This is a genomic window from Aeromonas sp. 602396 (assembly GCF_049173735.1).
Classification (GTDB): domain Bacteria; phylum Pseudomonadota; class Gammaproteobacteria; order Enterobacterales; family Aeromonadaceae; genus Aeromonas; species Aeromonas veronii_A.
Window position 1 is genome coordinate 208,861 of the sequence record NZ_JAAKSD010000003.1, and the last position, 24,020, is coordinate 232,880.

The window sequence follows — 24,020 nt, forward strand, 5'->3', positions numbered from 1 at the left end:
CATCTCCTGACGGTTTAACATATCCCACTGATTATGTTATTTTAATTGCCACTTTTATCGGACATTCAAGAGCAGACCATGAGCAAGGCAAAAATCGGTATCGTCACCGTCAGCGATCGCGCCAGCGCGGGTATCTATGAAGACCTCTCCGGCAAGGCCATCATCGACACCCTGAACGCCTATCTGACCTCGGAGTGGGAACCTGTCTATCAGGTGATCCCCGATGAACAGGATCAGATTGAAGCGACCCTGATCCGGCTGGCGGATGAAGAGCAGTGTTGTCTCATCGTCACCACAGGCGGCACCGGCCCGGCCAAGCGGGATGTCACGCCGGAAGCGACCGAAGCGGTGTGTGATCGCATGATGCCGGGCTTTGGCGAGCTGATGCGGGCCGAATCCCTCAAGTTTGTGCCGACCGCCATTCTGTCGCGCCAGACAGCCGGACTGCGCGACGACACCCTGATCGTCAATCTGCCGGGCAAGCCCAAATCGATCCGCGAGTGTCTGGATGCAGTATTCCCCGCCATCCCCTACTGCATCGATTTGATGGAAGGGCCGTATCTCGAGTGCGATGAAACTGTCATCAAGCCATTTCGGCCGAAAAAATAGCAAAGCCGACCATAAAAAATAATGGCGAGCCACGGCTCGCCATTATTTTTAGCTCATCTGTTCGTGCAGACAAAATGCATCGATTATTTACGGCCGAATACTTTTACGCCCGCTTTGCTGCGCTCTGAATTACCGTACACTTCGATCTTTTTCACACAACGACGCGAACCCAGTGATTTCCACTCGGTCTCTTTATCACTGCTCATCTCCCGATCGAAGCGAATGGTTTTGGTACGATCACCACCATAGGTCACCACCACCCGATCCAGGGTCAAATCACGTTCCGCCTTCACCTTGATATATTTGGTCTGACGGCAAATCACCAAAGGAATTGTCGCACCATGATCACCGGCCCCCAGCAAAATAGTCCGCCCCAGCGTGAACTGATCATCGCCAGCATGGCTGGCTGACGCCACCACCAGCAAGACACCACCCAGCAGGGTGCGCGCGGAAAAACGGGAATTCCAGATAGACATCAGGGACATAACACCTCCAATAAAAAACGGAGTGCAATAATACGGACCGAACCATAACGGAAGCTGTACCCGAACGCGCATTTGCGGCGAAAGAGGGGCGATTGCCTGAGAAAATGGAGGAATTTGCCGGTAAAAATGTGAAGGGCCGCATATTGCGGCCCTGACTGCATATGAGCGCTCAACGCTCCATGATCTGGGTCACATCTTCTTTATTGATCATCACCTCACGCCCTTCATGATCGTAATAGCGATACATACCGGTACTCTCGTCCAGCTTGGGCTTGCTCTCTGTGGTGATCATCTTGCCATCCTTGGTGCTCATGATGTATTGGGAGCTGCATGCTACCAGCCCCAGGGCGCACACCAGGATCATCATCAGTTTTTTCATAGGCGCACTCTTCTCCTTTCACCCTCACCACGAGGGTGTCATATCCAGCCTACTCCAATCCGGCAGGCAGTCGGAAACTTGCACAATAAAGTGAGATCACCATCAAAAATCAGTTACTTGCGACCACCCGGTTTGCCACTGCTACCGGTACCGGAACCACAGCCAAGTGCCAGCCGATCTGCCGCGACTCTGGCCTGCACCAGACCATAGCCATAGCTGTTGTCCCGTCCGACAGCCCCCAGATCCTGGGCGCTGCTGCGCAGGGTCTGGCGCAGTTGATCATTGCTGCACTCCAGCCGCTGTGACCAGGCCAGGGTGGCGACCCCGACCACATGAGGGGTCGCCATCGAGGTACCGCTGTAGCTGGCGTAACCACTCGGCACGGTCGACAGCACAGCAACACCGGGGGCCGCCAGCTCCACCTGATCGTTGCGTTGCGAGAAATAAGCCAACTGCTTGCTGCCATCGATAGCAGCCACGCTCACCACACTGCTGTAAGAGGCGGGATAGGACTTGCTGGTGTTGCCCGCATTGCCCGCCGCCGCCACACTCAACACATTCTGGCTGTAAGCCTGATTGAACGCCTGCTCTTCCGTCTTGCTGGGCACATTGCCCCCTAGGCTCATGTTGATGACCATGCGAGTAAAGCCACGACTGCTCATCCCCTGCTTGCAGGCATTGAGAGCCCCCACCAGGTTGGAGGTATAGGCCCAGCCGTTGGCGCCAAACACCTTGATGATGTGCAGCGGGACACTCTGATTCGGCAAGACACCGACCACGCCCATGTCGTTCCCCCCAATGGCGGCTATGGTGCCTGCCACGTGGGTGCCGTGACCGTTTTCGTCACTGCTCCAGCTGCCTGTACCTGCGTTGTCACTACCCTGCACCTGCGCCCCATGGGGCAGATCCGGGTGATTGCCGCTATAGCCAGAGTCAATGATACACACCAGCACCTCTCCGGCCATACCATCGCTCAGTTGTGGCGCCTGTACCATGGGAATGCCATAAGGCAGGGTCTCGGCACTGGCATAACGCTTGGCATCCGGCTCCACCCACAGCACGTTGGGGTTGCGCGCCAGCGCTGTCGCTGCAGCAGCTGGCAACCAGAGCGCCAGCGCATGCTGCTCGGGCAGTTGCAGGGCCAGCTCGCCCCCCATCCCTTTGCTTTGGGCCAGCACAGCGGCCTCCGCCCCCGGCTTGAGTTGCACCAGATAACGAGCCCGTTCGGCAGCCATTACCCCCTGTGTCAGTACGCCTGCCACCAGCAGGCCTGTCCATATCCGTCTCATCAGTCACTCCTTCCATCGACCTGATAGCCACCAGCAAAGTGTAGTGGCAGGCTGGCGCAGGCCCGAGCGGATACAAAAAGGCCGGACATCTGTCCGGCCTCTTCTTTGAAGCGCAAGAGCGCAATCATGACTTGGCGGGCTGGCGCTCACCGGTCACGGTCGGGTTCTTGGGATCGGAACTCCACTCATACCAACCGCCGTCGTAGACGCTGATCCGTTTCCAGTCCATCAGCCAGGCGTAGAAGAAGGCCTCGGAGGCGCGCCAGCCGGTACCGCAGTAGAATGCGGCCTGCTGAGTTGGCTCGATATTCCACTGCTCCCACATGGCGAGGATCTCGCGGGCCGGCTTCATGGTGCCGTCCGGGTTGTGGAAGTCGCTCATGCTGTTGGCATCCACCCCGCCATGACCCCACTTGGCCCCCGGAATATCGCCCTTCGGCTTGATGTAGCTGTAACCTGAGGTGTTGCCGACAAACTCGTCCCAGGTACGCACGCTGACCAGTGCGCTATCGGGCTGCTTGAGCAGCTCTTTTGCCTGACTTAACGTGGTGTAGTACTCGGGGTGAGCGGGAATGGCCACGCCAAACTCCTTCACCGGCTCATATTTGTTGGGCAAACCCGTTTCGGTACGTAGGTGCTGGATAAACCAGGCATCCAGACCACCGTCCAGCAGGCGCACATCTTCCACCCCCGCATACATCATCAGATGCGCGGCACGGGCAGCCGCCATGGTGTTGCGACCATAGAGGATGACGGTGGTGTCGTGACGGATGCCGTTATCCAGCAGCAGCTTCTTGAGCGCTTCGTCAGAGACCTTGTTCCACAGCGGCTCCTCCTCGAGGCTGTTGGTATCGATATAACCTGCCCCCGGGATGTGGCTGATGAGGTAGGCCTTGGGTGAACCCCAATCCACTTCAAACAGCTTCCAGTCGCCCTTGGGCGCCGCGGCAACTGGCTTGCCCTCTTGCAGATCCGCCAACCAGCGCGGATAGACCAGCTGCTGCCAGCGTGCCAACGACTCGCGCGGTGCGGCTTGCCACCCTTGCAGCTCGAACAGCTGCTTGATCCCCTGCTTGCGCAGCAGACGGGCCACCTCGGCCACTTCGCGGGACGCACCGTAGAGGGCAACCGGACGATCGGCTTTCAGCCCCTTGATCTCGAGCGCCTTTGGCCACTCTTCATCGCTGTATTTCCACTCGGCAGAGAGGTTCTCGGCGCCCGCCACATGACCGCCCTGCTTCTCCCCTTCCATCGGCCACCCCTGATAGAAGTAGCTGGCGCGGGTATCCAGGATGACAGCCTGTTTGGCCTTGGCATCGGCCAGCGAGAGCGGTGGCAACTCCCCTGCCACGGCGGGCAGGGCACACCAGAGCAGTAAGGTCGCCAGCGCGGCCTGCAGGAAGCGAAGATGTCGTTTCATGGTGATCTCTCGATTCATAGTGAACAAGGTTAAAAAATGGAGCGACCCAGCCGCTCGGCCAGCAGCTCCAGCGCCGCCGTGCCCGCCAGCGAGTTGCCGGCTTTGTTGAGCTCGGGCGACCAGACACAGACGCAGAGCTCGCCCGGGATCAGGGCGATGATACCGCCGCCGACCCCCGATTTGCCCGGCATGCCGACCCGATAGGCAAAATCGCCCGCCTCATCATAGAGACCGCAGGTGGCGAGCAGGGCGTTGACCTGTTTGGTGGTGCGGGCGGGCAGCAGCGGTACGCTCTCGCCCAGTGGCGCACCACGGTTGGCCAGATAGATGAATGCCCGCGCCAGATCGACGCAGCTCATGCGGATGGCACAGGCATTGAAGTAGCTTTGCAGCACCTTGTCCACTTCGTTTTCGAAGTTGCCATAGGCCTTCATCAGATAGGCGATGGCGGCGTTGCGGGCAGAGTGCTGATATTCGGAGCGGGCGACCACCTGATCCGCCATGATGGCCGGATTGCCGGAAAGACGGCGCACCAGCTCGAGGGTACGCTGACGCGGCGCAGTGAGGCGGGTCTCAAGCAGATCGCTCACCACCAGCGCCCCGGCATTAATAAAGGGGTTGCGGGGGATCCCCTGCTCGAACTCGAGCTGCACCAGCGAGTTGAAGGGCTGGCCGGAGGGCTCCTTGCCAACCCGGGCCCAAATCTCCTCCTCCTTATAGAGGGTGAGTGCCAGGGTCAGGCTCAGGGCCTTGGAGATACTCTGGATGGAGAAGGGTTCAAAAGCGTCACCGGCGGTGAACAGCTCCCCTTCGACGGTACAGACTGCGATACCAAACCGATCGGCCGGTACCTGAGCCAGTGCCGGAATGTAGTCGGCCACCTTGCCTTGTCCCAGCAACGGGCGCACCTCTTCAAGGATGCTGGCCAGTAATTCGGATGACAACACCATAAGCAATAAGCGATTCCATGACTAAAACAGCGGTGGAGATCCCATCCCCACTGACAAAAATCCCGCCAGCGGCGGGATTTTTCAGTTACCCACAACAAGGCGCCAGATGCGGCAGCCTTGTATCAGGCCGGTTCACCGTACCAGAGGTCGAACAGCTCGGTAACGACCACGGCTTCCATCCCCTTGCCTTCCAGCCAGGATTTGACGGCAGCGCGGTCTTCTTCGGTACACTTGCCCAGTTGCTGGGTGCAGATCATCCCTTCCCAGGCCAGGTGACCGGAGCCGGCAAAAGCCAGTTTACGGGGTTCAACAACCTCATCGATCATCGCATCGACTACCGCATCGATGGTCTCTTCGGCAGTGCCGACCGGGAAGTTGAAACTGATGTCGAAACCCATTTCCTGGAATTCATCGACGCGCAGTTTCTTGCGCAGGCGGCGGCTACGATTGGCCATGATAGCTCCTCAAGTTAGTTGATACGCTAGGTGTGTTGACGTGCCAGCTTAGCTGACACGCTTGAAAATCAGATCCCAAACCCCGTGGCCCAGACGGTGGCCGCGTTGTTCAAATTTGGTCAGCGGACGCCAGTCCGGACGGGGCACCCAGTTGCCGGTGGCGGAGGTGTTCTCGTAACCCTCGGCGGCACTCATCACTTCCAGCATGTGCTCGGCATAGTTTTCCCAGTCGGTCGCCATGTGGAACACGCCACCGATGGCCAGCTTCTGACGAATATCCTGGGCAAATGCAGGCTGTACGATGCGACGCTTGTGGTGACGGCTCTTGTGCCAGGGATCCGGGAAGAAGAGCTGCAGGCAGGAGAGTGAACCGTTCGGGATCATGTGCTCCAGCACTTCCACCGCATCGTGGCAGATCACTTTCAGATTGGTGACGCCCGCTTCCTGAGCGGTGCCCAGACAGGCACCCACGCCCGGGGAGTGCACTTCGATGCCGATGAAGTTCTTCTCGGGGGCATTCTTGGCCATCTCCACCAGAGAGGCGCCCATACCAAAGCCGATCTCCAGCACCACAGGTGCTTCACGGCCAAACAGTGCGACCAGATCGAGCTGCTTTGGCTCGAAATCGATGCCCATGACCGGCCAGAGCTCTTCCAGGGCCTTCTCCTGCCCTTTGGTCAGGCGGCCTTCGCGACGGACAAAGCTGCGGATCTTGCGCATGAACTTGCCGTCTTCGTTAAATACATCTTGGGTCACAGGCATAATGGTCTCGTTATTTCATCAATCCGGGTAATACATCTTGTGTCCGATCCCGAGCGGGACCGCTCGCGGCTCATCATTTCATCGACCCGCGAAAACAGGGGAGCGAATTATCCCAAGATAGGCCCAAGGCGCAAGTGTTTCGCGAAACAAATCCCTCATCTCTCACCATTTCATTGACAACAGTTGACAAATGCCGACCCGTTCACAGAATCGGTCACGCGTCGAGTACATGCTGCCTGCGCAAATAAAACCATACACAACAAAGGATTGCAGTATGAAATACAGAGCATTGGCGTTTGCCATCACCACTTTGCTTGCGGGATGCGACACATCAACAAATGACTCACAAACCCCTGCTGCCGCCGAGCAGGCCTATGAGTATCTGGTGCAGTTGAGCTCAACCGCAGAAGGGATTGGCGCGCGCCCCACGGGGACAGAGGCAGAAACTCGTGCCGCGGCATGGATCCAGGACCATCTGACCGGTTGGGGCTACGATGTGCAACGCCAACCCTTCACCTACACCAAAAGCGGCGCCAGTAAAAACTCCCAAAACCTGATCGCTGAGCTCAAGGGCACAAGTGACAAGGTGATCCTGATCGGCGCCCACTACGACAGTACGGGCGACAAGAAAGGTTCTGAAGGAGCCACCGACAACGGCGCTGGCGTCGCAGCCCTGCTGGCAGTGGCTGAGGCGCTTAAAGGACAAACCTTGCCCTACACGGTTCGCTTTGCATTCTTCGGGGCGGAGGAGAACGGTCTCAACGGCTCCAAAGCCTATGCCGCCAGCCTCGACAGCACCGCCGTCGCCAAGCTGCTGGCGATGGTGAACTACGACACCATCGCCGGGGGCGACATCGTCTACGTCCACTCAGCCCACTCGGACGTCGCCGAATACAACTGCACAGATCCGAGCCGCTACAGCTTCGATCCCAAGGTGCGGGATCGCCTGCTTACCCTCTCCAAACAGACTGCGACCCCGTTTGCCATTCATCCCAGCTACAGCGGTTATCCGGAAGGGGAGACTGGCAGCTGGTCAGATCACGCTCCCTTTGCCTGCCTGGGGGTGCCGATCGCCTACGTTGAAGCGACCAACTTCACCATCAACGGCGCTGATGGCTATGACGGCTACTCCCAAAGCACCAATCCAGCGCTGTGGGACTGCTATGACGCCACCACCAAGAGCGCCTGCGATCGTGACAGCGAAACCCAGTGGGGAAAAATCTGGCACACCCAGTACGACCGCCTCGACAAGATGGCGGAACTATTCCCTGGCAGAGTAGAAAGCCAACTTGGCGCCAACACCGACCTGATGATCCGCTTCCTCAAGGAACCAGGTTTGTAAGGTCAGTTGCTTGTCCACAAAACAAGATCGCCCTAACTCATTTCAATTCATGGGAGCCACACGGGCAGGTAAAATTCGGGCAGGTGCCAAACCTGCCCTTTTTTGGCGATTTTTGTGACAATCATTGCCTCATTTCTGAAATCTGATACAAACGGATAACCTGGCGGTCGAATGGAGCGACCGCCCATATGCCGAGAGAATTGTCTATGCAGCCGTTTTTTGCCCAGCGCTTCGAGAAGGTTGAACCTTCCTTTATCCGTGAAATCCTCAAAGTTGCCGCCAATCCGGAGATCATCTCCTTCGCCGGTGGCCTGCCCAATCCCCACCTGTTTCCGGTCAAGGCGATCGATCAGGCCTGTCAGGATGTGCTGCGCGAACAGGGGGCTGCTGCCCTGCAATATGCGGCGACCGAAGGCTTCGCCCCGCTGCGCCAATATATTGCCGACCGCTATCTGGCCCGCCACGGCATGCAGATCAATCCGGACAACATCCTGATCACCAGCGGCTCCCAGCAGGCGCTGGATCTGCTGGGCAAGGTGCTGATCGACAAGGGTCAGGATCTCATCATCGAAGAGCCGGGTTACCTTGGCGCCATTCAGGCTTTCTCTGTCTATCAACCCACCTTCAAGCCGATCACCCTTGAAGAAGAGGGTCTGGATCTGGCGGCGCTGGATGCGCTGCTGGCAAGCGGATCCAATGCCAAGCTGCTCTACGGCGTGCCCAACTTCCAGAACCCGAGCGGTGTCTCCTACAACCGTGCCAACCGCGAGGCACTGGCCGAGCGACTGGTGCGCCACGAGCTGTTGATGGTGGAAGATGATCCCTACGGCGAGCTGCGCTTCGAAGGGGAGCATCTCCCCCCCATTGCCAAGCTGGCGCCAAACAATACTGTGCTGCTCGGCTCGTTTTCCAAAACCGTGGTGCCCGCCTTCCGTCTGGGCTGGATGCTGGTGCCGGAGTGGCTACGCAAGAAGGTGACCATCGCCAAGCAGGCCACCGATCTGCACAGCAACGCCTTCAGCCAGCAGGTGCTGCACCGCTTCCTGACCGACAATTCACTGGATGCCCATCTGGAGAAGATCAAGGAGGTCTATGGCCGCCAGCGTGCCGCCATGGAGGCTGCACTGGCCCGTCACTGCCCGCCCGGCGTCAGCTACACCCGACCGGAAGGGGGCATGTTCCTCTGGCTGACTCTGCCAGCCCACATCAGTGCCATGGCGCTGTTTGACGAGGCGATCAAGGAGAAGGTAGCCTTCGTGCCCGGCGCCCCCTTCTATGTACGCCCCGAAATCAAGAACACCCTGCGCCTGAGCTTCTCCTGCGTCGATGAGGCGACCATCGAGGAGGGGGTCAAGCGGCTGGCCCGCGCCCTCCAGCGGATGCTCTGAACGCCCAAGCCAAACCGTATTAACAAAAAACCAGCGAGCGCTCGCTGGTTTTTTTTATGCTCCCCATTCACCCGTTCAGCCAAACAGGGTCTTGCAAAACTGCTTCATCGGAATGGGGCGGCCGTAGCGATATCCTTGCAGATAGTCAACGTGGCGAGCCCGCAGGTAGTCCGCCTGCGACTGCTTCTCGACCCCCTCCGCGATCAGGATCAATTCAAGTCGCTTCGCCAGATCAATCACGTTTTCAACGATATGGCTGGAGAGTGCATTCGTACCGATCATCTCTACAAAGCTACGGTCAATCTTGATTGCATCGACCTGAAACTGCTGCAGATAGGTCAGACTGGAGTGACCGGTGCCAAAGTCATCGATAGCGATCAACACGCCCAGTTTGCGCAATTCGGCAAACATCCGGGCGGTTGTCTCATCAGCCACCAGCAGCTCCCGCTCCGTCAGCTCCAACCCCAAATCAACGGGATTGTCCTTAAACGCGTCGAGAAAGGCCTTGCAGTCAGCCAACAGGTCGAGATCCTGGAAGTGCTTGGCGCTGATATTGAAGCAAAAATGAAACTTTGCCGGCAGCTTGCGGGCATAAGGGGAGAAGTGGTCACGCACCTCGGCCATCAACAGGCTGGTCATGGGCACGATCAGGCCGCTATCTTCCGCCAGCGGGATAAAGCGATCCGGCGAGATCATCCCCTGCTTGGGATGCTGCCAGCGCATCAGCACCTCACAGCCACGCCACTGCTCATCCTCACCGGAGACCACCGGCTGCAGGTAGGGGATAAACTCCTCCTCGATCAACGCCCGCTTGAGCTCCTCCGCTGGTGAGCTGCTACGCCCCATCAGCCTGAAGGTGCCGAATCCAATCAGCAGCGCCAGCAGTGGAGAGAGGATCAAGGTATCTCTGGAGTAGCGCCATGCGTGGCTCAAGTAATCATGCACCGTGATCCGGGTGACGACCTGATAGGGGAAATCGGCCGAAGCGAGGGCAATATAACCCTCTTCTGCCGGAGAGGGCGCCGCCCCGAACTGACCTGAGCCAAACAGTGCCCTCTGCCCCACCACCAGAGCCATCGGGGAGTTCTTGCTGGAGATCTCCAGGGTATTGCGCAGGTAGTAGCCATCCACACCGATCAGCACACTCCCCTTGTCCGTTTCGTGGCGCAGCACGATCAGGGGGCGATCCGGTGTGACCTCATTGCCTGGCAGCAGTTGCAGCCTGCCATCCACATAACTGTCAGGGTTGAAGGGGCCATCGTAGTCACCATAGAGCGAGGTGCAATAGATACGATTTCCTATAGCCAGATTGGCAGAGCGGACATCAGGCACAGTGGCCACCTGTTCGCGCAGCAGTTGTGCCGCCTCCTTGCAGGAGTGACCAAGCATCCCCTCCACATTGATGGCCGCTTGCCGGGCATGGCCGATGGAGCGATCAAACATCATCCGGGCATGCTGCAAGCGTGAATCGGAATCATGCTCTATCTCGGTCACTGTCTGCCAGATAACGGCAACAACCCCCAGCAGCAGGATCCCGCCCCCCATCAGTAGTGCCACCAGAATCCTCGAGTAAAGCTGGCGAAGTTTCAAACGACGAAATGGCATGGCGGCCTCTTTGATGCTCGGATGGTGGGTGACAGCCCCGATGGACAGGCGAAAGGGTCGCCATAATAGCGATTGAACAACAAATGTCCACCCGACAAAAATCAATCAATTCAAACTATTGTTCAACAATATGTCGCAAGAAGAGGATAGAGTTAACATCAGTCGAATGAACAAAACGTGTCAAACTCGTCCACTTGTTGAAGGAGGACGACGCCATTAGAGTAGAGCAAACGGCAGCAGGAGCGTGCAACGATGAAGATTCTGATTACCGGAGGAACCGGCTTTATCGGCCGCAAGCTGGTTGCCCATCTCAAGGTCAATCACGAGGTCGTGGTATTGAGCAGGCAGGGGAGCCGCGCCTACTCCCTGCTCGGTCACGATATCAAGGTATTGGATAACCTTGACCGGCTCGATGACCTCAATGACGTGGACGCAGTGATCAATCTGGCGGGTGAACCCATCGCCGCCGGACGCTGGAGCGAATCGCGTAAACAGCTGCTCTGCGACAGCCGCTGGCTGCTGACCGAGCAGCTGGTGGATCTCATCAAGCTCTCCACAACGCCGCCCAAGGTGCTGATCAACGCCTCCGCCATCGGCTGGTATGGCAGACAGGGCACCGAAACCCTCGACGAGCAGTGCCGCTCTCCCAACGACGAGTTCACCCACCAACTCTGCCAACAGTGGGAGACCCTGGCACTGGAAGCACAAAGCAAGCAGACCCGGGTCTGTATCGTGCGGATCGGGCTGGTGCTCGGCATGGATGGGGGAGCGCTACCCAAAATGCTCCCCCCATACCGACTCGGACTCGGCGGCCCCATGGGGTCGGGCAGCCAGATGATGAGCTGGATCCATGTGCAGGATCTGGTGCGCGCCATCCTGTTCATACTGGAGCACGAAGAGTGCAGCGGCATCTTCAACGGCACTGCGCCCCATCCGGTCAGCAACCGGGAGTTCAGTGAGACTCTGGCCGCGACCCTGCACCGTCCACACCTCTTCTTCGTCCCGGCGCCGCTGTTGCAACTGGTGATGGGGGAGGCGGCAGATCTGCTGCTGACCGGACAAAAGGTGATACCAACAAGGCTGCAACAGGCCGGTTTTCACTTCAGCTATCCCGAGCTGCCGAGCGCCCTCACCAATCTTCTGCGTGAGCCCCGCTAACTACTAACAACAGCTCACAGCGTCCGCTCGTCAGCACCTCGTATAGCAAGCAGCCCGACCAATGGCCAGGCTGCTTGTTTATTGTGGATACTCGATTGCACTTGGTCGCATCGGCTCGCGCTGGCGGGATTACAACAGTCCCTGACCCAGCCCCCGCAGCCGATCGCTCAGGGTGCCAGCCAGCAGCTGGCGCTGCATCCCCTGCCCCGCCAGCGTCACCAACAGCGCCCCCAGAGTCGGCAGACCGAGCCAGATGGCCCAGTGGAACTGCCACAACCCCTCGAACCACCACCACTGCAGGCCAAAGGAACAGAGCTCCACCACCATGGCGGCGCAGAGCCCCGCCAGCGCACCACTGGCCACCAGCTCCCAACGCAGCATCTTTTTCAGCAGTTCGCTGCTGGCACCCAGGGTGCGCATCAGCAGCAGTTCGCGCCGACGCTGAGCCATGCTGGCCTGGGTCTGGGTCAGCAGCACCAGCAGCGCGGCCACTGTCACCAGCCCCAGCATCAGCGCCAGTGCCCGGCTCACCTGCTCCGATACCTGAGTGAGCCGCGCAATCAGGTCATCCACATCGATAAGGCTCACCGTGGGGTGACGGCGGATCAACTCCACCTCGGCAGTGCGCCCCGCCTCGGGCAGCCGGTAGCTGCCAAGCCAGGTACGGGAGAAGGGTGCCAGCAGATCCTCGGAGAAGATCATGTAGAAGTTGGGCCGCATATTGTCCCACTTGATGCTGCGCAGACTGGTGACCCTGGCGCCGAAGCTGCGCCCCTCGATGGTAAAGGCGAGCATGTCCCCCAGCTTGATATCGAGTCGCTTGGCCAACTCGCTATCCACCGACACCTCGCCGGACCCGGCAAGCCACTTCCCGGCCACCAGCTTGTTGTCGGTTGGCAGGGTAGCCGTGGTGGTGAAGTTGAGCTCCCGATCTACCCCCTCGCGGCCACTGCTGGCCCCCTCGCCCACCGCCTCACCGGCAATATGGGTCAGCCTGCCGCGCACCATGGGATAGAAATCGGAGGTGGTGGCCCCGGCCGCCGCCAGTTCGCTCAGGATCCCCTCCCGTTCGTTCTCGGCCACATTGACCAGAAAACGGTTGGGCGCATCGACGGGGAGACGGGCCGAAAACTCATCCAGCAGATCGACCCTGGCCGCCCAGAGCAAGCCAAACAGCATCAATGCCAGCGCAAAGCCCGCCAACTGAAACAGGCCGCTGCTGCGCTCGCGCGACAGGTGGGCCAGAGCCAGCCGCAAGGCATGAGGCCCGTTCACTCTTGCTCCCAGCCGCAACATCAGCGCCGCCAGCAGGGCCAGCAGCCCCATCAGCAAGCCCATGCCCCCCACCAGCCCCAGCGCCAGCCGCACATCGGCGGTAAAGCCCCAGACCAGCGCAAACAGCCCGAGCAGACCGACCGGCAGGGCCAGCCAGGGGGGAATCCCCGCCTCCAGCTCGCGACGCAACACCCGTAGCGGCGGCACCTTCAGCAGCCGCAAGAAGGGCACAAAAGCGAGCAGCAGGGTGATAAAGAGCGCCACTGCCACGCCCAGCACAAAGGGGCGCCAAGAGGGGGGCGGCAGATCCGGCGGCAGCAGGTCCCCCAGCAGTTGCAAGGTGATCCACTGCATGGCAGTGCCCGCCACCAGACCCAGCAACGCGCCGATCAGCGTCAACGACAGCAGCAGGGTTCCCATCAGTTGCCAGAGCGAGCGACGGGATGCCCCCAGGGTTTTGAGCAGCGCCACCATATTGGTCTGGCGCTCGGCAAAGTGGCGCACAGCGATCCCCATCGCCAACGCCCCCAGCAATACCCCGCTTAGCGAGGCAAGCCGGAAGAAACGCTCGGCATTGGCCAGCGAGCGGCCAACTTGGGATTCGCTGTCATCCGGTTTGATCCACTTCTGTCCGGCCTGCAATTGCGGCAGCAGCCATTGCTCGTAACGGGCCAGCGACTCTCTCGACCCCTTGAACAGATAGCGCCACTGCTGGCGACTGCCGGGGAGCAGGGCGCCGGTCGCCTCGATATCGGCACTGTGGATCAGTGCACGCGGCGCCAACAGGAAGGGACTGAAGCCCTGATCCGGCTCCTCGCCAAGCAGGCCTGCCACCTTGAGCACCGTATTGCCCACCTCCAGCTCATCCCCCGTTTTAGCCTTGAGCAGCTGCATCACCCGGGCGGAGAGCCAGATCTCGCCGGGAGCCGGGGCGCGGGCAGGTTCCAGAGTGAGCTTGCCGTAGAAAGGGAAACCATTGGGCACAGCCCGAATGGAGGCAAGCTGCAGCGCGTCGCCGTGAAACAGCATGCTGTTGAAGCTGACGGTGGTCTGCACCGCCAAGCCATCCAGTTTCGCTCGGGCCAGCCAGCCATCCGGCAGAGCGGCCGCGGTGCGCAGCACCCGATCCGCCCCGATAAAGTCGCGGCCCGACGCCTTGAGTCCGGCATCGAGCCGATCCGCCACCAATGCCACACTCAAGACGCACGCCACGCTCAGGGCCAGCGCCAGCACAAACCAGCGCAGCTCGCCGCTAAATCCTTCCCGGCGAAGCAGTCGCCATCCCAATCGCCACTGCATCATCCCTTGCATCTCCCGCTTGACCCGCAGCTCACCCCGTTACACCACATCATGGGCCACCTCGCGATCCAGTCTGCCCGCCGTCATGACCAGTTGCCGCTGGCAACGCTCGGCCAGCTGATGATCATGGGTCACCACCACTAGCGTGGTGCCGTGCTTGCGATTGAGTTCAAACAGCAGCTCGATCACCTTCTCGCCGGTCTTGCTGTCGAGGTTGCCGGTCGGCTCGTCCGCCAGCAGCAGGCTTGGACGGGTCATAAAGGCGCGGGCGATGGCTACCCGCTGCTGCTCACCGCCGGAAAGCCGTGGCGGCAGATGGTGCAACCGCTCGCCAAGTCCGACCGCAGCCAGCAGCTCGCGGGCTCTTGGTTCGCAATCCCGCTCACCGCGCAGCTCGGCGGGCAGCATCACATTCTCGAGCGCCGTCATGGTCGGGAGCAGCAGGAACGACTGGAACACAAAGCCGATCTGCTCGGCGCGCAACCGGGCCCGCCCCTCTTCATCCAGCTCACCGAGAGATTTGCCGAGGATTTCGATGTCTCCCTGACTCGGCAGATCGAGCCCGGCCAGCAGCCCCAGCAAGGTGGACTTGCCGGAGCCGGAGGCGCCAACCAGGGCCACCGTCTCGCCGCTATTGACTTGCAGATCGATCCCTTCAAGGATGGTGAGGCTTTCCTGGCCGAGGCGAACCGATTTGCCGAGGCCCTTGACGACAATAATGGGGGTTGAACTCATGCTCTGTATCCTTTGTTCCAATCCCTTGATGACAATCCATAGCGGGAGTTGAATTGATGGTGCGTATTCTGTTTGCCTTGTTCGTTGGCCTTGGCAGCCTGCTCTCGTCGGCTCAGGCCCAGACCCTGCTGGTGCTGGGAGATAGCCTGAGTGCCGGGTATCAGATGCAGGTTGAGCAGAGCTGGCCTGCCCTGCTCAACCAGAAATGGCAGGAAGAGGGGGGCAAACACACCCTGCTCAATGCCAGCATCAGCGGTGAAACGACCCAAGGGGCGCTGGCCCGTCTGCCCGCTCTGCTGAAGGAGCACAAACCGGACTGGCTGCTGATCGAACTGGGGGGCAACGATGGCCTGCGTGGCTTCGCACCGACCATTACCCGCCAAAATCTGGCCAGCATGATCGCGCTCGCCAAGGCGCAGCAGACCCGTGTGGTGTTGACCCAAATCCAGCTGCCCCGCAACTACGGTGCCCGCTATCTGCGCCAGTTCGAACAGATCTTTCCCGAGCTGGCTCAAGCTAACGATCTGCCGCTGCTGCCCTTCTTTATGGATGATATTGCGCTGCGCCCTGAACTTATGATGAACGATGGTATTCATCCCACCCCGGCGGCCCAGCCCAAGATCCGCGACAAGGTAGCCGGTTTTATTGAGCCCCTTATGGAGCCATAAGAAACATCTCCCCCTGTTTAACTCAGCAGCAGGCTGTTCATCAGGGCCCGCAGTTTGAGCGGTTTGACCGGTTTGCTGATGTAGCCATACCCTCGCTCACGGATCTGCACCTGCAACTCGCTCTTGCGATCGGCGCTGATGACGATGCCCTCCAACTCGTCACCACACACCTGTTGCAGCGCAGCCAGCGCCTCCAGCCCGGTCTTGCCATCGTCGAGGTGATAGTCGGAGAGCACCAATCTCGGCACAAACCCGTCTGCCACCAGCGCTTCGGCTTCGGCCAGATCGACGGCGCAACGCACCTCGCAGCCCCAACGGCTGAGCAAAGTGCTCATGGCAGTCAGAATATCCCGCTCATTGTCGATGCAGAGCACAGCTACGCCTTCCAGCTGGCTATCGCGTACTACAGGCGCCACCAACTGTTGAGGGACAACCGGTCGGGTGGCCAGATTGAGGGTCACCGCAAAGACCGATCCCTTGCCCGGCCAGCTTTGCAGGGTGAGCTGATGGCCAAGCACCTGCGAGATGCCGCGGGCGATGGCGAGCCCCAGACCCAGCCCCTGCTCCTTGGCGGTACGGGAGTGATCGAGACGGGAGAACTCGTCAAAAATAGCCTCCTGCTTGTCCTGCGGGATACCGGGGCCGTTGTCCCACACCTCGATGCAGATCTTGCTTCCTGACCTGCGACAACCGAGCAGCACCCGCCCCCCCGGATTGTAGCGAAACGCATTGGTCAGGAAATTCTGCAACACCCGGCGCAGCAGCCGCACATCGCTATGCACCGCATGCTTGCTCTCCACCACCGAGAAGTGGATCCCCCCCGCCTGTGCCAATACCCCAAATTCCGCCTTGAGGTTGTCGAACAAGTCATGCAGGGCGAAGTCGAGTTTCCTGGCTTTGAATTTGCCCGCTTCAAGCCGCGAGATATCGAGCAGATCGCTAATGAGATCCTCGGTCGCCCCCAGCGCATCGTCGATATGGTAGGCGATACGTGCCGGTTCCCCCTCGGCGGGCAACATCTCCAGCAGGGAGGAGGTAAACAGCTTGGCCGCATTGAGGGGCTGGGTCAGATCGTGGCTGACCGCCGCCAGAAAGCGACTCTTGGAGTGGTTGGCCCGCTCCACCTGCTGGTTCACCAGCAATAGTTGACGGTTGAGCTCGGAGAGCTCACGGGTGCGCTCGGCCACCCGTGCCTCCAGATGTTCGTTCGCTTCGCGCAGCACCCGTTCGGCATCGCGAAACGGGGTGATGTCAGTAAAGGTCATGACAAAACCACCGGCGGGCATGGGGTTGCCCTGCATCTCGATTACTCGCCCATCCGGGCGCTCCCGCGCCGAGATATGGGCGCTGCCCCGCTTCATAAAGGCGACCCGCCGCGCCACATGATCCTCGATATCGCCGGGGCCACAGAGCCCCTGCTGCGCGTTGTAGCGGATGATCTCTTCAATGGGGCGCCCTGCCTGAATAAGCCCGGGCGGATAGTGGAACAGCTCGATGTAACGGCGGTTCCAGGCCACCAGCCGAAGCTCCCTGTCCACCACCGAGATCCCCTGCCCGATATGCTCGATCGCACCCTGCAGCAGGCCGCGGTTGAAGCGAAAAACGTCGGAGGCTTCATCGACGATGGTGGCGATCTCCTCGAGCTGCATGTTGCGCCCCTGCAGGGCAGAGGCGAGCACCAGCCGTGCCGATGAGGTACCAAACACCCCCGCCAGCAGCCGCTCGGTGTGAGCGATAAGCTCGGCCGAAGCCTGCATCTGGGGCGCCAGGGTGCCGCCCCGCTCACCGGCGAAACGACCAAAGGCGCGTTTGACCCGGCTTGAGCCGACAAAGCGGGCCGCCAGCATCTCCAGCTCCTTGACCGAGACCCGCGCCTGATAGAGGGCGGCGGTATCGCGACTCGGCTTGCCGACAAAGTTGGCCGCCTGCAGCCGCTCGCTCACCGCAGGGCGCGACAGCAGCGAGCCCGCCACATAACCGAGCAGGTTGAATAGCAGGCTCAGGAAGATGCACCAGGCTCCGAGACTCAGCTCGCGAAATGCGGGCCAGTCCGGCGGTGCCAGCAGTTCGGTCAGCGGTGAACCGGCCAGCAGCCCGCTCTCCACCAGCAGGGTGACGAACCAGAGGCTCACCCCGAGGCTCAACCCAAGATAGACCCCCTTGCGATTGCCGTGACGCCAGTAAAGACCGAGCAGCAGGGCTGGCGCAAACTGGGCCACCGCGCCAAAAGAGAGATAGCCGATGCGCGACAAGCTGGTGAGATCGCCGAGCCAAAGGTAGAGCCCCCAGGCCGCCAGCAAGATCAGCAGGATGGCGCCACGGCGCACCTGCAACAGCAGCCGTACCAGCCGCTCGTCACGCCCCTGCCGCCAGAAGCGGCGCAGCAGCACCGGCAGCACCAGATCGTTGCTCACCATGATCGCCAACGCGATGGTGCAGACGATCACCATGCCAGTGGCCGCCGAGGTGCCGCCGAGAAACGCCAGCATCGCCATGCCATCGAACCCGAGTGCCATCGGCAAACTGATCACATAGGTGTCGGAGGCCATGTCGGCACCCACCCACTGCTTGCCCGCCAGCGCCAGCGGCCAGATAAAGAGCCCCATCACGAACAGGTAGAGCGGGAAGATCCAGCGCGCCCAGTGCAGATCCTGCCCCTGATTGTTCTCCACCACAGTCACATGAAACTGGCGCGGCAGGCAGATGACGGCGCACATCGCCAGCACCGTATAGATGGCAAGCTCCAGCAGGTTGCCGGGGCTCACCGCCACCACCTGTGCAAAAAAGTCGCGGGTCACCTGCTCGTGAGCCTCGCCCGGTTTGCTCAGGATCAGCCAGAGGGCGAAGCCCCCCACCGCGATAAAGGCCAGCAATTTGACCACCGATTCGAAGGCGATGGCCACCACCATCCCCCTGTGGTGCTCGGTGGCATCGAGATGGCGGGTGCCGAACAGGATGCTGAACAGCGCCAGCAGCAGGGTAACCCCGAGCGCCAACTCGCTGGTATTGCTGGTCGGGCTGATGCCGCCACTGTTGACCATCAGCAGATCCAGCCCGGTGACGATGGCTTTGAGCTGCAATACCAGATAGGGGAGGATCCCCATGATGGCGATGAGGGCGATCACCATGGCGAGCCGCTGGGATTTGCCGTAACGGGCGGCGATAAAGTCGGCGATGGAGGTGATGTGCTCGCGCTTGGCCACCAGAATAAGGCGCGCCAGCAGCCGCCAGCCAAACAGAAAGACCAGCATGGGGCCAAGGTAGATGGGCACCGGCGACCAGGGGGATTCACTCGCCTGCCCCACGGTGCCGAAGAAGGTCCAGGAGGTGCAGTAGACCGCCAGCGACAGGCTGTAGAGCAGCGGTTGCCCCTTGAGACGGTGCCGTTTGTGCTTGTCTGCCACGAAGGCGATCAGAAACAGCAGCCCCAGATAGGTGAGCGACAATCCGATCAGCAGCCATCCCTGGTGCATCGATAACTCCTTGTCCATGTTGAGTTTTTGTATACAACCTCGCCAGTCTAGAGAGGCTGCTGCCAAAAGTCATCCCCTTCGGACAGATTGAAATTATCGTTTTTCAATAAGTTTAGCCTTGACTCTATATCGCAAAACGATAAACACTAGCGTCTGTTTATTGATAAACAATAATTTCATGCGCGCACGCTCCATCTTTTTTCTCTTTCAAGCAAGAGGTGAAACGATGAAACACCATACGCTCGGACACATCAGCGACCTTATCGAATGGTGCCTGCTGCTGACCCTGCTGGCAGCACCGTTCATGGCCCTAATCTTTCTGTCACATTCCATCTGGAGATAAACGATGAAACACAACAAGCTCGAACGAATGAGCGGCCTAATCGAGTGGGTTCTGCTATTTGCACTGGTGGCCACCCCACTTATGACCGTCATGGGAGCCTGGTCACACCTGTTGGGTGGCAACGACTATCTGCATCAGGAGCTGGTCGATGCCCTGGCAGTGAATGACGGTTCCACACTCAGTAATGTCCCACTGAACATGCCCTCACCAGTAGTGACCACTACGGCCCCCTCGATTGCCGACTACCCCCTCAATATGGGTACCCGCCTGCTGGCGACCTTGGTCATGCTGCTGCCTGATGTAGTTTTCATGCTCATCCTGTGGCAACTGCTCCAGCTGTTTCGTGGCTATCGATGCGCCATGCTGTTCACCTTCGACCAGATCCGTCGTTACAAAATGATCGGACTGCTGCTGTGTGCCAGTTTCATCGCCGAGATCATCACCACGCCACTGCTGGATATAGCGCTCACTCTGCAAGGCCCTGAACTGCACGGCACCATCAATATCAGCTCCTCAAACTTTCAGCTGCTGCTGGGTGGATTGATCGTCTCGGCGCTGGCACTGGTCATGCGCGAGGCCAAACTGCTGGCCGATGAACAGCAACTGACGGTGTGAGGAACATATGCCCATTATCATCCGCCTCGATGCCCTGCTGGCCGAGCGCAAAATGACCGCCCGCGAACTGGCCCAGCGCATCGACATCACCGAGGCCAACCTCTCGATCCTCAAGAATGGCCACGCCAAGGCGGTGCGCTTCTCCACTCTGGAGGCCATCTGCCGTGAACTCAATTGCCAGCCCGGCGATCTGCTGGGCTACGAGCAGGAGCACTAACCCCTTATGAGTCGTCATATCACCCTGTTTGCCCTGTGGCTGCTGCCGCTGTGGGCCTGCGCTGGCAATGACGCGAGCGGCCCCCGCTATCTTATCGAGCGGGGCGCCAGCGCCAATGTGCTGCAAGTGCGCCTCACCATGCAGGGCAAGCCCCCTTTTACCCTGCTCCCCGCTCGTCAGTTGCCGGGCAGTGCCACGCCGGTTTCCCCCGCGCTGGTCTGCCTTGCAGACAACCAGCCGGTTGCCCTCAACCAGCCCTTCTCCTGCAAAGAGGTTGGCTGGCAGATCACGCTCACACCGGCTCCGACAGTGGGTGCGGATGCCTCGGCCCAACAGTCGCTTCTGTTCGCTCCCAACCAGTGGCTATTGACCGAATGGGGTAACTTTGTGCGCCAGCAGGGGAGCCGCCAAGGGAAGGTATGTCTGCCGGATGGCAGCTGCCAACCGTTACCGGATGTCAACCAGCCACCGCTGATCTTGCCATTTGGTCTGCAAACTGTGCCCGTCACCAAGCCGGATCCGCGGCTGGTGCTGAGCCATGACGAGACCGCCAATCAGCTCGATCTGCCGGCCTTGCAGCAGCAACTGAATGAGATCATCGACTATCTGGCCTTCCAGCTCGATGTGGATCCACCCACTCACCCGTGGCAACTGGTGTGGCTGGGGCGGGATGTGGCGACCCGCTCTCTCGGCGGCACCGCCGGAGATCAGGTGTTTGTCGCCAACTACCCCACCGAGGCTGGCAAACCGACGCCACAGGCCCCCTTGCGCCTGCTGCGCACCTCGGCCCACGAGGCGGTGCATATCCTGAGCGCTCGCCACTCTGCTCCACAACCCACCTGGGTCAACGAGAGCCTCGCCGAGTACCTCGCCATCAAGGCGCTACGCCGCTTTCGGCTGCATCAAGTCACGGCGGTCAACGAGCTGGCCGAGTGGGGCAAACAGCTGCCCCATAGCGATAGCGGTCTCTATCGGGCGGCCCGCGAGGTGATGGCTGGCGATCGCTCCTACTACCCGCTCTTTTACGTCAAGGGGAGCGCCTTCTGGGAAGCGCTGGAGCGGGAGCTGCAACACAATGACGTGACGCTGGCCCAACTGCTGCCCCAACTGGGCTGGCTGCCGGATAGTCGCTTTGATGCCGCCTCCAATGAACTACTTGCCGGCACCATCGGCTCGAACACCTGGCGCCGCCTCAGCCGCCTCTATCTGGGCGAGCAGCAGTAACAGCGCAACCGCGACAACGAAAAAGGGAGAGCCGTGGCTCTCCCTTTTGTTAGGTGATGATTCAAATAGACAAATATCAGGCTAGAGCCCTCTCCTGCGCAGAGGGCGCAAAGGGGCGCAGCCGCAGGAAGAACACCGGCAACACCACCAGCACCATCAGGAAGAAGATGCCGCCGCCAAGTGGCTCGAACAGCACGCCGCAGACAGCCATCAGGGCCGCCACCGTCATGCCGAGGCCAAGGGCCGCATAGAGCGCCTGGGTCGGGATCAACTGCTCGGCGGGCAGCTGGCGAGTCATAAAACGCACCGCCCCGAGATGACTCATGCCGAACGTCACCGCGTGGAGCAGTTGCCCCAGCACCAACACCCATAGCTCGGTCGAGGCACCCAGCAATACCCAGCGCACCACACAACCGATGGCACCGGCGATAAAGAGACTCTGGGCGCCAAAGCGCTGCAAGAAACGCTTGTCGGCGGCAAACATACAGATCTCCGCCACCACTCCGAGCGCCCAGAGATAGCCGATGATGGTGCCGCTATATCCTTGCGCCTTCCAGTAGATTGCGCTGAAACCGTAATAAGCGGCGTGGCTCCCCTGCAGCAAAGCTGTCAGCAGCAGGAAACGGCGCACCGGTGCGCTGCGCAGGGTTGCCAGCAAGGACGCCTTGGCGCGCTCGCCCTGACTATCCTGTGGCGCCGGATAGAGCGGCAGCCAGCTGAGCAGCAGCATCAGCACCAGCCCCGCCACCATGGTGTGCAAAATCCAGTCACTACCGAAGTTGCCCACCAGCGCCCCCACCAGAGTAGAGGCGACGATAAAGGCAAAGGAACCGCATAGCCGCACCTTGCCGTAATCGAGGTGAGCCTGCACCACCATGCGGGTCGCCAGCGCCTCACCCACCGGCATCAGGGTCGGATAGATAAAGTTCGCCAGTAGAGTCAAGCCCACCAGCCACCAGAGGTTATGACTGAGGTAGAAGCCGAGAAACGCCAGTAGACTGAGCAGGGAGAGCAAGCGGGTAACTGGCAGCAGATGCCCTGCCCCCTTGATCTGCCCCATCACCATCAGGTTGCCGGCAAAACGGATCGCCATCCCCGCCCCCAGCAGGAGACCGATCATCTCGGCGCTGACGCCCACCCCCTCCAGCCAGAGCGACCAGAACGGCAAGTAAGCACCGTAGACAAAATAGAAGGCGCCGAAAAAGAGCGCTAACCAGGAAAACGCGGGCATAGATCCTCTGCAACCGGATGACGGGAGCAGAATGATAACCCATCCTCCCCCGCAGATCCCGATGGAAACCCTGCGCAGAAAACGAAAAAAATTCAATAAAATTGAACTATTACCGAAGAGGTGGGGTCTACCTGGTAACACCTCCTCCTGGTTAGTGTTGCAATCCTTCCACCCGCCCATGGCGGGTTTCTTTTTTGTCCCCTAATCACTTTTCTTCATAACCAGGATCTACATCTCGGATTCAAATTTAAATCCATCCTCACCACGAAAAATCATCTGGACACAACAAATCTTCGAACTATCCTGCACCAAAACTATTTGTAGCGATAAAAAACACCGGCGTTAAGCCGGTGTTAGGTGATAACTAGATCTATACACTCACTATTTCACAACCACGGCAATCAAAAACAATCCTCGTAATTTTCCAATGCCTGAGAGAAATCAAACTTCTTTCCTTTAGCATTTATATAAAAAACATTGTCAAAGTTAGCACCCTGGTAACTAAAGTGATACCGCCCATTAACTTTGCCATCAATTATTTCAACCCAGTCACTATTAACAGCATATGGTCGACCTTCGTCATTCGCCTCTTCTTCAGAATTCACTTGAACTATAGTTATTTTATCTTTATTTTTCCCATATTGAACATATCCTCCAACCCAACCCGCAGTGGAGGCCCACATCATTCGCATTTTAATTTTACCATCTGTACTAACAAAGCAGCGATAGTCTACGCCGACATCTTCAGCACAACAAATAGAAGAAAACAGAATAAAAACCAAGACCAAATATTTATTCATTTAAGTTATTCTATAGTTATAATACTCTGCCCAACAAAACCTCGCCAATCTCGACAAAGCCGTCCATACCACTTTTCACCCATCTCCTGCGGAGTACATGGTTGAGTATCTAGCAGAGTCAAAAATATTGGGTTCCCAGATTTCCCCACCGTACGGACTTACTGGTTCAACGCCTCCTCATGATGGATGCCTGGACTGAATTTGTTACTGGATAACTACCGTTCAAATTAAATAAGCGACTTGGACAGGCCACTTCCATCTATATTTTTTGCCTAATATGTTGTTTTGTAAATATATG

At 59.3% G+C, this 24,020-nt stretch carries 21 protein-coding genes; 8 read left to right on the top strand and 13 right to left on the bottom strand.

What is annotated here, in order from left to right; all coding sequences use genetic code 11:
• The first annotated feature begins 78 nt into the window (after positions 1-78).
• Positions 79-609, top strand: coding sequence for a molybdopterin adenylyltransferase (mog, locus tag G5229_RS06485; RefSeq protein WP_005354170.1), 531 nt, complete (start codon positions 79-81; stop codon positions 607-609).
• A gap of 83 nt (positions 610-692) precedes the next feature.
• On the opposite strand, the gene G5229_RS06490 is transcribed toward mog, so the two are convergent.
• The 7 genes from G5229_RS06490 to trmB form a co-directional block, all read right to left on the bottom strand.
• Positions 693-1,094: a DUF2541 family protein gene (locus G5229_RS06490; protein ID WP_129503427.1), complete on the bottom strand. Its 402-nt coding sequence runs from the start codon at positions 1,092-1,094 to the stop codon at positions 693-695.
• Between the two features lie 169 nt (positions 1,095-1,263).
• Positions 1,264-1,473, bottom strand: coding sequence for a YgdI/YgdR family lipoprotein (locus G5229_RS06495; protein ID WP_129503426.1), 210 nt, complete (start codon positions 1,471-1,473; stop codon positions 1,264-1,266).
• Between the two features lie 113 nt (positions 1,474-1,586).
• Positions 1,587-2,762: a S8 family peptidase gene (locus G5229_RS06500; RefSeq protein WP_421208820.1), complete on the bottom strand. Its 1,176-nt coding sequence runs from the start codon at positions 2,760-2,762 to the stop codon at positions 1,587-1,589.
• 124 nt (positions 2,763-2,886) lie between these two features.
• Complete coding sequence (locus G5229_RS06505; RefSeq protein WP_139730845.1) at positions 2,887-4,182, bottom strand: sulfurtransferase; 1,296 nt, start codon at positions 4,180-4,182, stop codon at positions 2,887-2,889.
• Between the two features lie 29 nt (positions 4,183-4,211).
• Positions 4,212-5,132, bottom strand: coding sequence for a glutaminase B (glsB, locus tag G5229_RS06510; protein ID WP_421208821.1), 921 nt, complete (start codon positions 5,130-5,132; stop codon positions 4,212-4,214).
• Between the two features lie 122 nt (positions 5,133-5,254).
• Positions 5,255-5,587 (bottom strand): YggL family protein, encoded by a 333-nt coding sequence (locus tag G5229_RS06515; RefSeq protein ID WP_005348158.1) that lies wholly within the window; start codon positions 5,585-5,587, stop codon positions 5,255-5,257.
• Positions 5,588-5,635: 48 nt separating this feature from the next.
• Positions 5,636-6,349 carry a tRNA (guanosine(46)-N7)-methyltransferase TrmB gene (gene trmB / locus G5229_RS06520; RefSeq protein WP_005335228.1) on the bottom strand — a complete coding sequence of 238 codons (714 nt, stop codon included), beginning with the start codon at positions 6,347-6,349 and terminating at the stop codon, positions 5,636-5,638.
• Between the two features lie 274 nt (positions 6,350-6,623).
• On the opposite strand from trmB, the gene G5229_RS06525 reads away from it, so the two are divergent.
• Together G5229_RS06525 and G5229_RS06530 are read left to right on the top strand one after the other, a co-directional pair.
• A complete protein-coding gene (locus G5229_RS06525; RefSeq protein WP_144714311.1) occupies positions 6,624-7,691 on the top strand; it encodes a M28 family metallopeptidase in 1,068 nt (355 codons plus the stop codon).
• A 206-nt stretch (positions 7,692-7,897) separates the two neighbouring features.
• Positions 7,898-9,079 carry a PLP-dependent aminotransferase family protein gene (locus G5229_RS06530; protein ID WP_421208822.1) on the top strand — a complete coding sequence of 394 codons (1,182 nt, stop codon included), beginning with the start codon at positions 7,898-7,900 and terminating at the stop codon, positions 9,077-9,079.
• A 75-nt stretch (positions 9,080-9,154) separates the two neighbouring features.
• Here G5229_RS06530 and G5229_RS06535 read toward each other — a convergent pair whose 3' ends face one another.
• On the bottom strand, positions 9,155-10,684 hold the full coding sequence (locus G5229_RS06535; protein WP_421208823.1) for an EAL domain-containing protein: 1,530 nt from the start codon (positions 10,682-10,684) through the stop codon (positions 9,155-9,157).
• A gap of 252 nt (positions 10,685-10,936) precedes the next feature.
• Between G5229_RS06535 and G5229_RS06540 the strand changes: the two genes are divergently transcribed.
• The gene (locus G5229_RS06540) at positions 10,937-11,842 is read left to right on the top strand and encodes a TIGR01777 family oxidoreductase (protein WP_421208824.1); all 906 of its coding nucleotides are present in this window, start codon (positions 10,937-10,939) and stop codon (positions 11,840-11,842) included.
• A gap of 129 nt (positions 11,843-11,971) precedes the next feature.
• Here G5229_RS06540 and G5229_RS06545 read toward each other — a convergent pair whose 3' ends face one another.
• Positions 11,972-14,419 (bottom strand): ABC transporter permease, encoded by a 2,448-nt coding sequence (locus G5229_RS06545; RefSeq protein WP_421208825.1) that lies wholly within the window; start codon positions 14,417-14,419, stop codon positions 11,972-11,974.
• Between the two features lie 36 nt (positions 14,420-14,455).
• Complete coding sequence (locus G5229_RS06550) at positions 14,456-15,151, bottom strand: ABC transporter ATP-binding protein (RefSeq protein ID WP_019446439.1); 696 nt, start codon at positions 15,149-15,151, stop codon at positions 14,456-14,458.
• Between the two features lie 56 nt (positions 15,152-15,207).
• Here G5229_RS06550 and G5229_RS06555 point away from each other — a divergent pair, with 56 nt between their 5' ends.
• Positions 15,208-15,819, top strand: coding sequence for an arylesterase (locus tag G5229_RS06555; RefSeq protein ID WP_421208826.1), 612 nt, complete (start codon positions 15,208-15,210; stop codon positions 15,817-15,819).
• Positions 15,820-15,836: 17 nt separating this feature from the next.
• On the opposite strand, the gene G5229_RS06560 is transcribed toward G5229_RS06555, so the two are convergent.
• A complete protein-coding gene (locus tag G5229_RS06560; protein WP_421208827.1) occupies positions 15,837-19,292 on the bottom strand; it encodes a NahK/ErcS family hybrid sensor histidine kinase/response regulator in 3,456 nt (1,151 codons plus the stop codon).
• Between the two features lie 346 nt (positions 19,293-19,638).
• Here G5229_RS06560 and G5229_RS06565 point away from each other — a divergent pair, with 346 nt between their 5' ends.
• The 3 genes from G5229_RS06565 to G5229_RS06575 are packed head-to-tail and all read left to right on the top strand — an operon-like array spanning position 19,639 to position 21,691.
• Positions 19,639-20,250, top strand: a complete 612-nt coding sequence (locus G5229_RS06565; protein ID WP_421208828.1) for a DUF2975 domain-containing protein — start codon at positions 19,639-19,641, stop codon at positions 20,248-20,250.
• 7 nt (positions 20,251-20,257) lie between these two features.
• Complete coding sequence (locus tag G5229_RS06570) at positions 20,258-20,467, top strand: helix-turn-helix domain-containing protein (RefSeq protein WP_201949611.1); 210 nt, start codon at positions 20,258-20,260, stop codon at positions 20,465-20,467.
• A 6-nt stretch (positions 20,468-20,473) separates the two neighbouring features.
• Positions 20,474-21,691 (top strand): hypothetical protein, encoded by a 1,218-nt coding sequence (locus G5229_RS06575; protein ID WP_421208829.1) that lies wholly within the window; start codon positions 20,474-20,476, stop codon positions 21,689-21,691.
• A gap of 76 nt (positions 21,692-21,767) precedes the next feature.
• Here G5229_RS06575 and G5229_RS06580 read toward each other — a convergent pair whose 3' ends face one another.
• Complete coding sequence (locus G5229_RS06580; protein ID WP_421208830.1) at positions 21,768-22,922, bottom strand: 3-phenylpropionate MFS transporter; 1,155 nt, start codon at positions 22,920-22,922, stop codon at positions 21,768-21,770.
• Positions 22,923-23,323: 401 nt separating this feature from the next.
• The gene (locus G5229_RS06585) at positions 23,324-23,722 is read right to left on the bottom strand and encodes a hypothetical protein (protein WP_421208831.1); all 399 of its coding nucleotides are present in this window, start codon (positions 23,720-23,722) and stop codon (positions 23,324-23,326) included.
• Positions 23,723-24,020 lie beyond the last annotated feature (298 nt).